This is a genomic window from Marinobacter sp. LV10R520-4 (genome assembly GCF_002563815.1).
In the GTDB taxonomy this organism is placed as follows: Bacteria; Pseudomonadota; Gammaproteobacteria; order Pseudomonadales; family Oleiphilaceae; genus Marinobacter.
Genome location: NZ_PDJM01000001.1, coordinates 2700288 through 2712414 on the forward strand (window position 1 = coordinate 2700288; position 12127 = coordinate 2712414).

14 protein-coding genes and 3 pseudogenes are annotated in these 12127 nt (G+C 52.8%); 10 read left to right on the top strand and 7 right to left on the bottom strand.

Annotation, left to right across the window (positions count from 1 at the left end):
* Positions 1-36: 36 nt before the first annotated feature.
* Positions 37-417 (bottom strand): helix-turn-helix domain-containing protein, encoded by a 381-nt coding sequence (locus ATG98_RS13135; protein WP_098423405.1) that lies wholly within the window; start codon positions 415-417, stop codon positions 37-39.
* 83 nt (positions 418-500) lie between these two features.
* Between ATG98_RS13135 and ATG98_RS13140 the strand changes: the two genes are divergently transcribed.
* The gene (locus ATG98_RS13140; protein ID WP_228706133.1) at positions 501-620 is read left to right on the top strand and encodes a BrnA antitoxin family protein; all 120 of its coding nucleotides are present in this window, start codon (positions 501-503) and stop codon (positions 618-620) included.
* Positions 621-738: 118 nt separating this feature from the next.
* Here the strand turns inward: ATG98_RS13140 and ATG98_RS13145 are convergent, their stop codons facing one another.
* Together ATG98_RS13145 and ATG98_RS13150 are read right to left on the bottom strand one after the other, a co-directional pair.
* Complete coding sequence (locus tag ATG98_RS13145) at positions 739-1026, bottom strand: HigA family addiction module antitoxin (RefSeq protein ID WP_098421483.1); 288 nt, start codon at positions 1024-1026, stop codon at positions 739-741.
* Between the two features lie 13 nt (positions 1027-1039).
* Positions 1040-1318 (bottom strand): type II toxin-antitoxin system RelE/ParE family toxin, encoded by a 279-nt coding sequence (locus ATG98_RS13150; protein ID WP_098423406.1) that lies wholly within the window; start codon positions 1316-1318, stop codon positions 1040-1042.
* A gap of 418 nt (positions 1319-1736) precedes the next feature.
* Here ATG98_RS13150 and ATG98_RS13155 point away from each other — a divergent pair, with 418 nt between their 5' ends.
* Together ATG98_RS13155 and ATG98_RS13160 are read left to right on the top strand one after the other, a co-directional pair.
* The gene (locus ATG98_RS13155; protein WP_098423407.1) at positions 1737-2021 is read left to right on the top strand and encodes a type II toxin-antitoxin system RelB/DinJ family antitoxin; all 285 of its coding nucleotides are present in this window, start codon (positions 1737-1739) and stop codon (positions 2019-2021) included.
* Positions 2008-2277, top strand: a pseudogene (locus ATG98_RS13160) (type II toxin-antitoxin system YafQ family toxin). Before ATG98_RS13155 ends, ATG98_RS13160 begins: the two are co-directional and overlap by 14 nt.
* 160 nt (positions 2278-2437) lie before the next feature.
* Here the strand turns inward: ATG98_RS13160 and ATG98_RS13165 are convergent.
* The gene (locus ATG98_RS13165) at positions 2438-2719 is read right to left on the bottom strand and encodes a type II toxin-antitoxin system ParD family antitoxin (RefSeq protein WP_007348764.1); all 282 of its coding nucleotides are present in this window, start codon (positions 2717-2719) and stop codon (positions 2438-2440) included.
* Positions 2720-2887: 168 nt separating this feature from the next.
* Between ATG98_RS13165 and ATG98_RS13170 the strand changes: the two genes are divergently transcribed.
* From ATG98_RS13170 to ATG98_RS13180, 3 genes and pseudogenes are all read left to right on the top strand, one after another.
* On the top strand, positions 2888-3211 hold the full coding sequence (locus tag ATG98_RS13170; protein ID WP_098423408.1) for a nucleotidyltransferase family protein: 324 nt from the start codon (positions 2888-2890) through the stop codon (positions 3209-3211).
* Positions 3212-3233: 22 nt separating this feature from the next.
* Positions 3234-3542, top strand: a pseudogene (locus tag ATG98_RS13175) (DUF86 domain-containing protein).
* A 183-nt stretch (positions 3543-3725) separates the two neighbouring features.
* The gene (locus ATG98_RS13180) at positions 3726-3980 is read left to right on the top strand and encodes a BrnA antitoxin family protein (protein WP_098423409.1); all 255 of its coding nucleotides are present in this window, start codon (positions 3726-3728) and stop codon (positions 3978-3980) included.
* 105 nt (positions 3981-4085) lie between these two features.
* Here ATG98_RS13180 and ATG98_RS22430 read toward each other — a convergent pair whose 3' ends face one another.
* The 3 genes and pseudogenes from ATG98_RS22430 to ATG98_RS13195 all read right to left on the bottom strand — a co-directional run.
* Complete coding sequence (locus ATG98_RS22430) at positions 4086-5711, bottom strand: flagellin (protein WP_228706134.1); 1626 nt, start codon at positions 5709-5711, stop codon at positions 4086-4088.
* 59 nt (positions 5712-5770) lie between these two features.
* The gene (locus ATG98_RS13190) at positions 5771-6067 is read right to left on the bottom strand and encodes a hypothetical protein (RefSeq protein ID WP_098423410.1); all 297 of its coding nucleotides are present in this window, start codon (positions 6065-6067) and stop codon (positions 5771-5773) included.
* 95 nt (positions 6068-6162) lie between these two features.
* Positions 6163-6642: pseudogene (locus tag ATG98_RS13195) on the bottom strand (flagellin); the annotation flags it as partial.
* 394 nt (positions 6643-7036) lie between these two features.
* Between ATG98_RS13195 and ATG98_RS22855 the strand changes: the two are divergent.
* The 4 genes from ATG98_RS22855 (at position 7037) to fliS (ending at position 12125) form a co-directional block, all read left to right on the top strand.
* Entirely contained in the window at positions 7037-8833 is a 1797-nt protein-coding gene (locus ATG98_RS22855; RefSeq protein WP_098423412.1) for a flagellin, read from the top strand.
* A gap of 70 nt (positions 8834-8903) precedes the next feature.
* Positions 8904-9380 (top strand): flagellar protein FlaG, encoded by a 477-nt coding sequence (locus ATG98_RS13205; RefSeq protein WP_098423413.1) that lies wholly within the window; start codon positions 8904-8906, stop codon positions 9378-9380.
* Positions 9381-9662: 282 nt separating this feature from the next.
* On the top strand, positions 9663-11651 hold the full coding sequence (gene fliD / locus ATG98_RS13210; RefSeq protein ID WP_098423414.1) for a flagellar filament capping protein FliD: 1989 nt from the start codon (positions 9663-9665) through the stop codon (positions 11649-11651).
* A 57-nt stretch (positions 11652-11708) separates the two neighbouring features.
* Complete coding sequence (fliS, locus tag ATG98_RS13215; RefSeq protein WP_098423415.1) at positions 11709-12125, top strand: flagellar export chaperone FliS; 417 nt, start codon at positions 11709-11711, stop codon at positions 12123-12125.
* The last annotated feature ends 2 nt before the right edge of the window (positions 12126-12127 follow it).

Below are 12127 nucleotides of genomic sequence, written 5' to 3' on the forward strand. Positions count from 1 at the left end.
TCACTGAACACTCCAAATCCAGGCCTACGCACTGGCTTACCCCACCATTAAATCGTCTATATCTACCTGCAGTGCTTCCGCCAGCGCCATTAATACCCTCGCAGAGCCCGTTTTACTGCCAGCTTCAATCTGGCTGATATAAGACTTACCGACGCCCGCGGCCTTACCCAAGACTTCTTGAGTGAGCCCACGATACTCCCGCCAGACTTTCAGCGGATGGTCATCTCCAACAACCAAGCGGCCAACAATCTCGGCGGGTATGGCTTCGTCTTCACCGCTGACGAGCTCGCGCATCGAATCTTTGGCGTCTGCGACATCCTGCACGTCCTCTACCAGGTGCAATAGCCTTAGATATTCATGGTAGGGCAGCACGGCATACTCCGGCTTTCCTTCGCGTTCAATAATTTGTGCGCTCATTTGTAAACATCCCCTCTTGAACCAACCCTCAGGCTTTTTGGCAATCAGGTCAGGCTAAGCTGTGCCTGTCCCTAGTCTTACCAGTGACTCTGCGCATCGATGAAGATGTGCTGGTCTGGTTCAAGGCACAGGGGAAAGGGTATCAGAGCCGTATTAATAAATTACTCAGACAATCTATGGAGAGCCAGGCTGCAAAGCGCTGATACACAGGGGGACGGATTTGAAATCCGTCCCCAAATCCGCCCAAACTCAGCTCGAGGGACAGATTTCAAATCCGTCCCCATTTTCGTCCGCCAGTGCTGCTTGATTATTTTCACCAAACTAACCCTGGGTTGGCTGGAGTGCGCGAATCGGCGGTTGAACGTGTAGCTTGGCCTGGGCAAGGTCATAGTTCACCTGCATGGCAAGCCAGGCGCGGGCAGTACTTACGCCAGCCATTTCCAGGCGCAAAGCCAGAACAGGGCTAATTGCGGCGCGGCCATTTAATACGCGAGACAGAGCAACGCGAGACATACCAAGCCGGGCAGCGGTTTCGGTGACTGACAAGCCAAGTTCCAAGACCACGTCTTCTCGCAGTAGTTCGCCAGGGTGCGGAGGGTTCATCATCATGGTGTGATCTCCTTTAATGATAATCAACATAATTGACCAGTTCGACATCAACGCCGATAAAACGGAAAGTCACTCGCCAGTTGCCATTTACCCAAAGTGACCAATATCCCTTCAAATCGCCTTTCAACTGGTGCAGCTTGAACGAAGGTATATTGAGATCATCTGGACCTGCGGCAACGTCCAATAAAGCAAGAATTCGCCGGAGCTTTGCAGTATGCGCTGCCTGGACGCCCTGGGTTGTCCCTGTTTTGTAAAAGGCCTCAAGCCCCTTGTGTCGAAATCCTATAATTATAAAGAAAGTGTATCTTGTAGCGTTACGGGATGCAATTTGAGCTGGACGATGATTTCTTTTGAAATGCAGAATTCGTCGCGCCAGCTAAACAGCCAGTGACTCTGCGCATCGATGAAGATGTGCTGGTTTGGTTTAAGGCACAGATACATAGGGGGACAGATTTCAAATCTGTCCCCAAATCCGCAAACTCCGCTCGAGGGGACGGATTTCAAATCCGTCCCCGGTCTGTCCGCTATGATCGCCGAACTCCGCGTTTCGCTTACGGGACAGATTTCAAATCTGTCCCGGCTTTTCTCGTCTCGGCTTTTCTGGTGTGCCTGTCCCTGAATTGTCCGAACTGTTCCAAACACGTCAAGAGTGCACGGTTATCTCGCGATTGTGCTACTATGTTTTACAATGCATGACAAAAGGGGGCGTTATGAAGTCAGAGATGCTTAGTACCCGCATTGACCACGAGACCAAGGTTTTGTTTTCACACATCTGCAGTGAAGTGGGTCTCAGTCCTTCTCAGGCGATCAAGCTGTTCGCCCGAGCGGTGATTAATCACGGCGGAATACCGTTTGAAGTGAAGGCGCCACAGCCCAATGAAGCCAGCGTCCGAGCCATGCAGGAACTGCTGGAAGGGAAAGGGCACCGCGCCGAGACATTGGATAGTCTTTTCACGGAGCTTACGGACGGCAACATCACGCGTGTACAGCCTTGAATATTCAGCGCAATTTAAAAAAGACTTCAAAAATATTACCAAGCGGTCCATTCCGGACGTCTTAGAAGTCGGGGGTGTTATTTCAATGCTGCAGCGCGACCAGCCACTGGACGCCAAGCATGTTGATCACCCACTTATCGGCAATTGGTAAGGCCTCAGAGATTGCCACGTTAAACCGGACCTGGTTCTGATTTATAAAGTGAGTGGTGGTGTACTGCAACTTGCCAGAATTGGCAGCCATAGCGAACTGTTTTAACAGACTAACCGGAAGCGCAGGCTTACTCACTCAGCTGACGAACTCTGTGTTGGCGAGAATTCTTGGTGGGGAACCGGTGTGCCTGTCCATGATCAATATCGTCGAAATCAGAAGATGCATTTTTGCGAAAATTCCACCTTCCATAGTGGATGCATAAAAGTCAGTCCTTTTTAGTGAGTTCAGCGGCCCGACGATAGAGGTAATCGGTAATCTCCTCGCCAACGCCGAGGCTGACCGTGCGGCCTGCTTCGATATCTTGAAGACCTTCAGCCACGGCATCCCGTAAAGCTAGAAGCTTTTGCTGATATTGCAGTTCCTTTTCTTCAACCAAGCGAAGCCCTTCCCGAAGAACCTCACTGGCATTCTGATAGCGACCGACCTTGATAAGAGTGCCAAGCAGCTGCTCTTGGTGATTGGTTAGAACAATATTCCTTGTTGCCATGCGTAAGTCTCCAGCGTGTCTACTGGCATATAATGCCATTTGCCAGCCTGCTCGCCAAGCCTGCACTGATCGGTTTGATTTGAGCGGGGTGCGGGCGTTATTCCGAATTTATCTATTGTGTCAGCTTGGGGTAGACTTCAGTCATTGAACCGGCAAAGCGAGAACACCATGCCTGACTTAGATATGCTGCAGGAGTTGCGGAGCAAGCGAGATGAAATTCGCCTGCTCTGCGAGAAGCACAGCGTCAGTGATTTGGCCATATTCGGGTCAGCAGCTACTGGGAAATTCACTGCTCACAGCGATCTGGATTTCCTCGTAGAGTTTGAACCATCACTTACAGCAACGAGAAGAGCCTCTGCTTTTTTCGGTCTCAAAGAAGATTTGGAGTCCATGTTTTCTTTGCCCGTGGATTTAGTTACTGCGTCTTCATTAACCAATCCATATTTCCGCAGTGCTGTAATGGAAGAAAGGCAGTCACTCTATGCAGCGTAAAACTTTGAAGTATGTTTTCGATATGAAAGCTGCGGCAGAAAAGATCCAGCGATTTGTTGTTGATAAGTCAGAAGCTGACTATCTCGCTAGTGAACTCTTGCAATCAGCCGTAGAACGACAGTTCGAAATCATTGGTGAGGCAATGGGGAAATTGCACAAAGTGGATCCGGGTGTGGCTGAGAGTATTGCCGATTAAAAGAAGATGATCGCATTCCGTAATGTGTTGATTCACGGTTACGCGACGATTGATCCGCTGATTGTATGGGGTGTAATCGAGAGCAATCTTGAAAACCTGATCAAGCAGGCGACTGCGATCCTTAATGACGTATGAGTTCTTTCAATTCGGTGTCAAACGAAAGCCGTTCAAAAAAGCCCGAATCAAATTACGAATCGGGCTTTTTCTTGGGCGGTTGTTAACCCTGAAGCCGCTGCTGCATTGAATGGTATTTTTTTGGGTTAGCTGTTAGTTTGTATGTACAACTGTAAATAAAAAAATGCGGCGAGGACAAATCGGATGGACCAAGCGCCTAAAACCGACTGGAAGCGATTGGCCGAAATGGATGACGACACAATCGATATCAGCGATATTTCCGAGCTAGATGATGAATTTTTTCAGAACGCCGAACTTCGCGTTCCGGCAAAACAGCCAGTGACTCTGCGCATCGATGAAGATGTGCTGGTCTGGTTCAAGGCGCAGGGAAGAGGATATCAGACCCGAATTAATAAGCTGTTGAGACACTACATGGAGAGTCAGGTTACGAAGCGCTGATGCAACGGGGACGGATTTCAAATCCGTCCCCAGCCCGCCAAACTCCGCTCGAGGGGTCAGATTTGAAATCTGCCCCGGCTTTGCCCTTCCGTCTGCGTTGCGCGATTAACCCTGCAGCAACTGCAACACCTGCTGTGGCCGCGCGTTGGCCTGAGCCAGAACCGACAAGCCTGCTGACTGAAGTACCTGGGTGCGGGCCAGTTCCGCTGTTTCTGCTGCAAAATCCGCGTCGCGGATTCGGCTGTTGGCCGCTGACAGGTTCTCTGAGGTGGTGCTCAGGTTGGCAATGGTAGACTCGAAGCGGTTCTGCAGGGCGCCCAGTTCCGCCCTGAAACTGTTGATCTTGTCGAAGGCGTAATCGATCGCAACCAGGGTCTGTTCGGCGCCAGCGGCGGTGTCAACTGCGAGATCGTTCACGGAGACGGTGTTGTTTGCGGGCGTCGCAGTCAGGATCTCGTTTATGCGAGGCGTTATGCCATCCACGTCGAGAAGATTGGGGCTTGTAATCGAGATATCGTAGCTTTCACCAAACTGGGTGGAAAAAATAATACTTTCATTGGCAGCGTTCAGGTTGGCGCGAATGCCGGTCTCTATGGTCAGAGAGTTGATTTTTGCGACGATGTCATTGAGTGACCGTGCTTCAATCTGAAACGCTGTTCCATCAACGTCTACGTCAAACGTGACGCTGTCGCGGTTTGCAAAGCTTTCGGCGAGCGTCGGCCCTGTGGCGGCATCGATGGGCGTTGTGCTGGTGACAGAGCCGTTTGCTGTGCCGCCGTCAGCGGCGGTGAAGTCAGAGATTGAATAGGACGCGCCCGTGGAGCTGTTGGCCAGATCGACCTGGGTGGCGGTGCCACTATTAAACGACGTACTCAGGTTAGCATCCAGCCCGGCATTGGTCAGCCCATCATTGATGGCAGTATTAAGCATGGTGAGGGTGTTATCGGTGCCGGGTGCCAGGGTGAAGCTGACCGTGGTATCGGTTGTGCCGTCGTTAACCACAAAGGAGCCGGTGACCCCCAAGTCCAGATTAATGGTGTTGCCGAAATCAGCCAGGGCAGCGGTGTCAGGCGTGGGTGCGCTAGCAACGGCAGCGGTAGGGGTAGGGGTAGTGCCAGAGATTGAGTTGACAGAACTATCAGTAATGTCGGTGGCAGCAATCGTGTAGGTGTTGCCCCCAGCAGTCGCGGCGGTTGTAAGATCAATGGCGCCGTTGTTTTCAACCACGCCGAGGTCGGAATAGGCATTACCCAATGCCGTGTTAAGACCAAAGATCAGGGTAGCAAGATCATCTCCAGGCGTCGTTGTATAGCTAAAATCTTGGGAGCCGCCGCCTAGGCCGTCATCGACAGTGAAAGAGATCGTGTTGGCAGTCGTCAGGTCAAGGGTGTCCAAACCTTGAGAGTCGGTAGCTGCGAACAGTTCGAAGTTTGCAGCACCAGGGCCCATGGCTGGGTCAGTGCCAGTGATTGAGTTGGGACTATTATAGGCAATACCGCTGTTAGTAATAGCGAAAGTGTCAGTCAGCGAGCCGTTTTGAAGATCAATGGCGCTGCCGTTTACAGCAACGCTGAGGTCGGCATAGCCGTCAGTGATCAGTTTCCCGTTAATGCCACTGACCAGGGCGAGAAGATCGTTGTCTCCATCTGCAGGCAATGTATAGGTAAAGGCCTTGCCGTCGACACTACTGAAGGAGACCGTTGCCCCCGTCTTCAGGTCAAGGGTGTCCAAACCTTGAGGGCCGGTAGCTGCAAACAGCCCGGTGTTTGAAGGGTTCGCTGTGGCTGCATTCAGACTGGGGGGGTGAGCCCGAAAACGTTCACCTGGGTGCCTGTACTGTCGTTAATGGCGACGCTCGTTGTCACTTCATCACCGGAGGCGTTGGAAAACACCAGGGATTTGCCGTCCGCGGAAAGAGCCGCAGAAAAACCAACGGTAGTAATCGCTGTATTGACTGCTGATGCAAAATCAGCGGCATCGATGTACGTGCTTGTGCCCAGGCCGAGGTCGGCGCCGCCATTGAGAGAGATGTTCGCCGTCACACCTGCACCTTTGGTGAAGTCCAGGGCGGAGATGTCGAGGGACAATTCTCCAGCTGGCCCTGGGCCCAGCGGTTGGGTAAGCAGATTGGCTGTTCGAGAAATGACCCCCCCCGATTTGGCTACCGCGGGGCATCCAGTCCACTCACTCCAATGGTCTCACCAGCATTGGCGCCAACCTGAAACGTTTGTTCGTTAAATGTGCCATTGAGTATTTTGAGTCCGTTAAACGAAGTCTGGCCAGCAATGCGGTTAATCTCCGCAATTCGCTGCTGCACTTCCTGGTTCAGGGCCTGACGGTCTGACGTACTGTTAGTTGCGTTCGATGACTGGACCGACAACTCACGAATACGCTGCAGGTTGTTGGTTACTTCGTCCAGAGCACCTTCGGCCGTTTGCGCCAGGGAAATGCCATCGTTGGCATTACGCTGAGCCATGTTCAGGCCGGTAATCTGAGACTGAAAGCGGGTAGAAATGGCGAGGCCCGCCGCGTCATCCTTGGCGGAGTTGATGCGCAAGCCGGAAGACAGGCGCTCAAGCGCTGTATTTGCCTGTGTCTGGGAAGCGTTCAAATTCCGCTGTGCGTTTAGCGATGCGATGTTGGTATTAATGACCTGAGGCATTGTATGTCTCCCTGCTCTTGTTAAAAGGCCGGAACAGGGCGGTACTAAAAACAGAACCCCTGGCCAGCAAAATTCAGATAATTGCCGTTTGGCTAATGCAATGCGAAAGCCATTCCAAAACCAAATCACCGCTGTCAGTGAACTGTTTTTAAAAGGAACGTGGTAAAGGTGGGCGTTGTTGTCCTGATTGCCGCGGCGATTTTCTGGCAGCGAGGGGGCAGCGCCTTGCCGCTTTTTTGAGCAAGTTACATTCCTTTACAAAGTTTTTAGAAATCCGCCTAAAGGAAACTAGGGATGCGCCGTTAAGTGAAATAACAGGGCGGCGCTCCAAACCTAAAAGAGAACGCCAGACCTCTTTCATGAAATAACGACTCACAGTCGAAGGAGAATCACCATGGCTCTCGGAATCAACACCAACGTAGCCTCACTAACAGCCCAAAACCAGCTGAGCAAGTCCCAGGATATGAACAGTCAGGCGCTGGAGCGTTTGTCTTCTGGTTTGCGAATTAACTCTGCGAAAGACGATGCGGCGGGTTTGGCGATTTCAACTCGTTTTGACTCCCAGATTACCGGTCTGAATGTGGCAACTCGTAACGCCAACGATGCAATCTCTTTGGCCCAGACAACTGAAGGCGCGCTGGAGGAAGTCACCAACAACCTGCAGCGTATTCGTGAACTGTCTGTACAGTCTGCCAACTCCACCAACAACGCTTACAGCCGCGATGCACTGAACCAGGAAGTTCAGCAGCGCATTGAAGAAGTAAACCGCATTGCGGGGCAAACGGCTTTCAACGGTTTGAAAGTATTGGATGGCACCTTTGGCAAAGCCGAATTCCAGGTGGGCGCCAACGTGGGTGAAACCATTAGCCTCGACTTTGGCAAAGGCGTGCGCAGCAGCGCTATCGGCGGTGTCGCCACGGCGGTGTCGGAGGATCTGAGCGCGGTGATCGGGGGGCAGGATGCGGTTGCCGGTTCATACTCAACGGGTAATTTGGATAGTTTGAACTTTTCAACTGTGTTTTCAGGCGGTTCGGCTTCAACTGCAGTTAGTGGAGGGGTCACTGTCACTGATTATTCAGCTGCTGCTGCTGAAGTTTCTTTCGACGTGGATGGTAATACAGTAACCCTCGACGATGATTACACCAACTCTGCTGGTATTAAGTCGGCAATCGAAACCCAACTGAACGCGAGTGCGACCGGCGAGTACGCTGTTTCTGATGATGGCACAAATTTTACTATCACCAAAACCGCTAAGGCGACAAATCCTACGACAGCTGTGGTTATTGATAGCGGTTCGGGTACGACTGAAAGCGAATTCACAGATGCATTGGGTGCGGTCGGAACTCAAACCAGCAACCTGGTGTTCGATGTTGACGGCCAGGAAGTCACGCTTGATGGGGACCATACTGGCAACATTAGCGCCTTAAAAACTGCGTTGCAGACTAAGCTCGATGCTCTGGGTGCCAACAATACTTATACGGCTGCTGTTGTCGATGGTGATAGTTTCAGCATTACCAGTGCCACGCCCGGCGCGACACCGGGCGCAGTGGTTGACAACTTCCAGACCACATCAATCACCGGTGCCGATGGTGGAACGCAGGTGGATGCGGCAGCCGCTGTAGGCGCTGGGGCCCTTACCCTGGGTGAAGGCGATCTCACCTTCGAGTTTGATGGTGGCGACGCGGTAGCCGTTGACGCCGGTACTTACACTTCGGCTCAATCCTTCGCAGACGCGGTTACTAAAACGTTGGCTGGCAACGCCACCGCCGTTTTGGGTGAAGATAACAGGCTCACCATCACATCTGGTGAAGACTTCGAAATCGCAACCGGGGGGAATGCCGGAAGCGCTTTGGGCGCCGCTTCAGTTACTGCAAGTGGCAGCCTCGAAGACGCCAACGTGCTCACAGCGGATGCCGCCAACGAGACTATCCAGCGTGTGGATGCGGCGCTGAACTCCGTTAGTGACCTGCGCAGCACCTTGGGTGCTACCCAGAACCGCTTTGAGTCCACCATTGCCAACCTGGGCACGTCAGTGGAAAACCTGTCAGCGGCTAACAGCCGCATTCTGGACGCCGACTTTGCTTCCGAGACGGCGGCGCTGGCCAAGTCTCAGGTGCTGCAGCAGGCCGGTATCTCGGTTTTGTCCCAGGCCAATGCCCGTCCGCAGCAGGTTCTGTCTCTGCTCCAGTAAGCGGTTAACGGATAACAGCCAGAGCCTTCGGGCTCTGGCTTTACGCCGTATCAGACCAGTGAGGTAAGCTATGAATGACGTTACCCTGAACAGTTCGGATCTGAAGATGGCTCGCTTTGGCGAGGCGGTTCCGGCTCGGGCACTGTCGTCATCTTCGGCTGAGGGCAAGCGTGCCGCTGGCTCTGTTGCCAATAGCTCCGCTGCTAACCAGAATACCAACGCGAATGTGAATAGCGCGTCTGTAACAGGCAATGTGGTACAGCCGCAAACTCTGAGCCCAGCTGACCAGGCCGCGCAGGCCAGGGAAGCGAAAGAGTCTCAGAAAGAGCAGCTGACCAGTGCCGTATCGCAATTGAACGACTATGTTCAGAATGTGCAGCGCGATTTGCAATTCGAGGTGGACAACGAGTTGGGGCAAACCATTGTGCGTGTGGTCGATCAGCAAACTCAAAAGGTGATTCGGCAAATTCCCGATGAGCTGGCGTTAAGGTTGGCAGAGAAATTGCAGCAAGATGAACCGCTGACGTTGTTTAACATCAAGGTTTAAATTAAGTGTAAGCAGTTGCCGCTTTTGATTTGATGTTGGCAATGGTTGTTCAGCACCGCCGCACCCGCAAGGGGCCGGCGGTGTTATTGTTTTAGGTAGGGGGCGGACTTAAGTCCTAGGTAGGGGGACGGACTTAAGTCCGTCCCCGGTTCAGCCAGTCGGGGACAGACCTAAGGTCTGTCCCCTGGATACGGAATATATTTTACGCAAGAGGCAAAGTTTTGCCGCTTGCGGCCGTTAACTGAAGTATAAAGCGATTGGCCCCTTCAAGGAGGCATGGGTATGGCAGGTATTTCATCACTGGGAATCGGTTCTGGCGTATTAACGTCGGATTTGGTCGATCAGTTGGTCGCGGCAGAGCGCGCACCCGCTGACAACCGGTTTACTCGGAAAACCCAGCAGTCAGAGGCAATGCTGTCAGCTTATGGCAAGCTACGCAGTGCCATTACTGAGCTGCGCCTGCCCATGCGCCAGCTAAGCTCTGCGGACAACCTGAAGGCATTTTCCGCAAGTTCGTCCAATGAAGACATTGGTGTGTCGGTAGACAGCGCAAAAGCCAGTCGCGGCAGCTATAGCCTGGATGTCACCAGCTTGGCGACTGCCCAGGCTCTGAAATCGACGGAGGTGTTTGCCGATAGAGACACTACGGCCGTGGGTGAAGGTAAACTGACCATCGCTGTGGGTGACAAAACCGCCGATATTACGATTGATAACAGCAACAATTCTTTGCAAGGGCTGGCCAACGCCATTAACGATTCTGGCGTGGGTGTGTCCGCCGGCGTGATTGATACGGGCAACGGCTTTCAGCTGGTGCTCTCCAGCGATGAAACCGGTACCGCCAATGCAGTGAGTATCACGGCCACCGACAATAACGGCACCGCCCTCACCGATGGTTTGGGTCTGTCGCGATTTGACTTCAATACGGGTGTGGACGATGGCGCGGGACTCAGCCAAACCATTGCCGCTACCGATGCCAAGATGGATATAAACGGTATCACCGTTACCCGTCCCAGCAACAGTTTTGAAAATGTGATTGATGGCTTGTCTTTCGACATAAAAGACATTGGCAAGTCTACGGTAAAAGTCAGCCAGGACGTGGGCGCGGTAACGGATCGTGTTCAGGGCTTTGTGGACAAGTTCAACGCGTTGCAAGGCACTATCGATAGCCTGGCAGGTTTTAATTCCGACGCCGGCGTAGGCAGTTTGTTGACCGGCGACAGCACCGTGCGCGCCCTGCAGAGCCAGCTGCGCCAGGTGCTGACCAGCGTAGTGCCAGGGTTGGAAAACGCCAGCGTACGCAGCCTGGTCGATGTGGGCATCAGCACCGATCCGAAAACCGGTGCTTTAGAGTTTAATCGCAGTATTTTTGAAACCCAGCTTAAAGAGAATCCGGATGACGTAACCGCGCTTTTTGCCGAGCAGGGCAGAACCACCGACGGCCAGGTGGAGTTTGTGCGCAGTGGCTTGAAGACTCAGCCGGGCAGGTACGATATTAACGTCACCCAGGCCGCCACTCAGGGCAAGTTAATGGCAGGTTCGGCGCTTGCTACTGACGGAATAAAGATCAATGGCGACAACGATGAGTTAACGCTGGAGTTGAATGGCGAAACCAAGGTCGATCTGAAGCTGACCCAAGGCGAAACAATTTCGCCGCAAGATCTGGTGAGTGACATTCAGGCGCAGCTGGATAGCAACGCTGCCCTGAAGGCCTCTGGCGAATCGGTGCAGGTGGCGTTGGATGACAGCGGAAAGCTGACCTTCACCTCGGGTAAATACGGTTCGGAATCCAGCGTTAGTGTTAGCTCGCAAGAAGGCACTGATGTTTTGGGTCTGACCGGCGCCGGCGGAACCGCTGGCCAGGATATAGCCGGTACCATCGGCGGGCGGACCGCTAAAGGCGATGGCCAGGTTTTGTTTCTGAGTAGCGATTCCGGCCCGGCATCCGGCCTGCAGGTACGCATTCTGGGTGACCAGACTGGCGACCGTGGTTCTATTAATTTTGTGCAGGGTATTGGTAAAAGCACCGTTGACCTGGTCACCCGTTTTGTTGGCGCCGATGGTGACCTGGATTCTCGAACTAACAGCCTGAACCGTGAACTGGAAGAAATTCAGCAAGATCGGGTAAAGCTGGAGGTACGCATTGAATCCTACCGCGAGCGCCTGGTGAAGCAGTTCAGCGCGGCCGATTCGCTGATTTCCCAGCTCAACAGCACCCGCGATTTCGTAACCCAGCAGCTAGAAGCACTGGCACCACAGAATTTCAACAAGTAGTCATTCCGGCTAACGCTTTAATAAGTCCGGCATTGCCGGCAATAAACGAGGTTACTAATGAAAGGTTTAAGAGCGTATCAGCAGATAAATACCCAAACCAGCATCACCGATGCAGACCCGCACCGGTTGATTCAATTGCTGTATAACGGTGCGTTAGAGCGCATCAATATGGCCAAGGCCCGCATGCAAGCCAAAGATTTTGAAGGCAAGGGCAAGCTGATAATCAAGGCTGTTGAAATTATTGGCGGCCTGCGCAGCTTTCTGGACTTTGAAAAAGGCGGCGAGCTGTCAGCAAGGCTGGAAGGCTTGTACGACTACATGGAACGCACTCTGTTCGAAGCAAATCTGAAGAACGATATTGCCAAATTGGACGAAGTGGCCAAACTGTTACACGCAGTAAAAGAAGGCTGGGACGGCATTCGCGGCGAAGTCATGGCCCAAGCCCAATCCCAAGCCCAAGCCCAAGCTGTATAAGG

Coding starts and splice junctions, on each gene's coding strand:
- ATG98_RS13135 (WP_098423405.1), bottom strand. CDS start 417: ATGAGCGCACAAATTATTGAACGCGAAGGAAAGCCGGAGTATGCCGTG.
- ATG98_RS13145 (WP_098421483.1), bottom strand. CDS start 1,026: ATGATGATGAACCCTCCGCACCCTGGCGAACTACTGCGAGAAGACGTG.
- ATG98_RS13155 (WP_098423407.1), top strand. CDS start 1,737: ATGAAGTCAGAGATGCTTAGTACCCGCATTGACCACGAGACCAAGGTT.
- ATG98_RS13165 (WP_007348764.1), bottom strand. CDS start 2,719: ATGGCAACAAGGAATATTGTTCTAACCAATCACCAAGAGCAGCTGCTT.
- ATG98_RS13170 (WP_098423408.1), top strand. CDS start 2,888: ATGCCTGACTTAGATATGCTGCAGGAGTTGCGGAGCAAGCGAGATGAA.
- ATG98_RS13180 (WP_098423409.1), top strand. CDS start 3,726: ATGGACCAAGCGCCTAAAACCGACTGGAAGCGATTGGCCGAAATGGAT.
- ATG98_RS22855 (WP_098423412.1), top strand. CDS start 7,037: ATGGCTCTCGGAATCAACACCAACGTAGCCTCACTAACAGCCCAAAAC.
- ATG98_RS13205 (WP_098423413.1), top strand. CDS start 8,904: ATGAATGACGTTACCCTGAACAGTTCGGATCTGAAGATGGCTCGCTTT.
- fliD (WP_098423414.1), top strand. CDS start 9,663: ATGGCAGGTATTTCATCACTGGGAATCGGTTCTGGCGTATTAACGTCG.
- fliS (WP_098423415.1), top strand. CDS start 11,709: ATGAAAGGTTTAAGAGCGTATCAGCAGATAAATACCCAAACCAGCATC.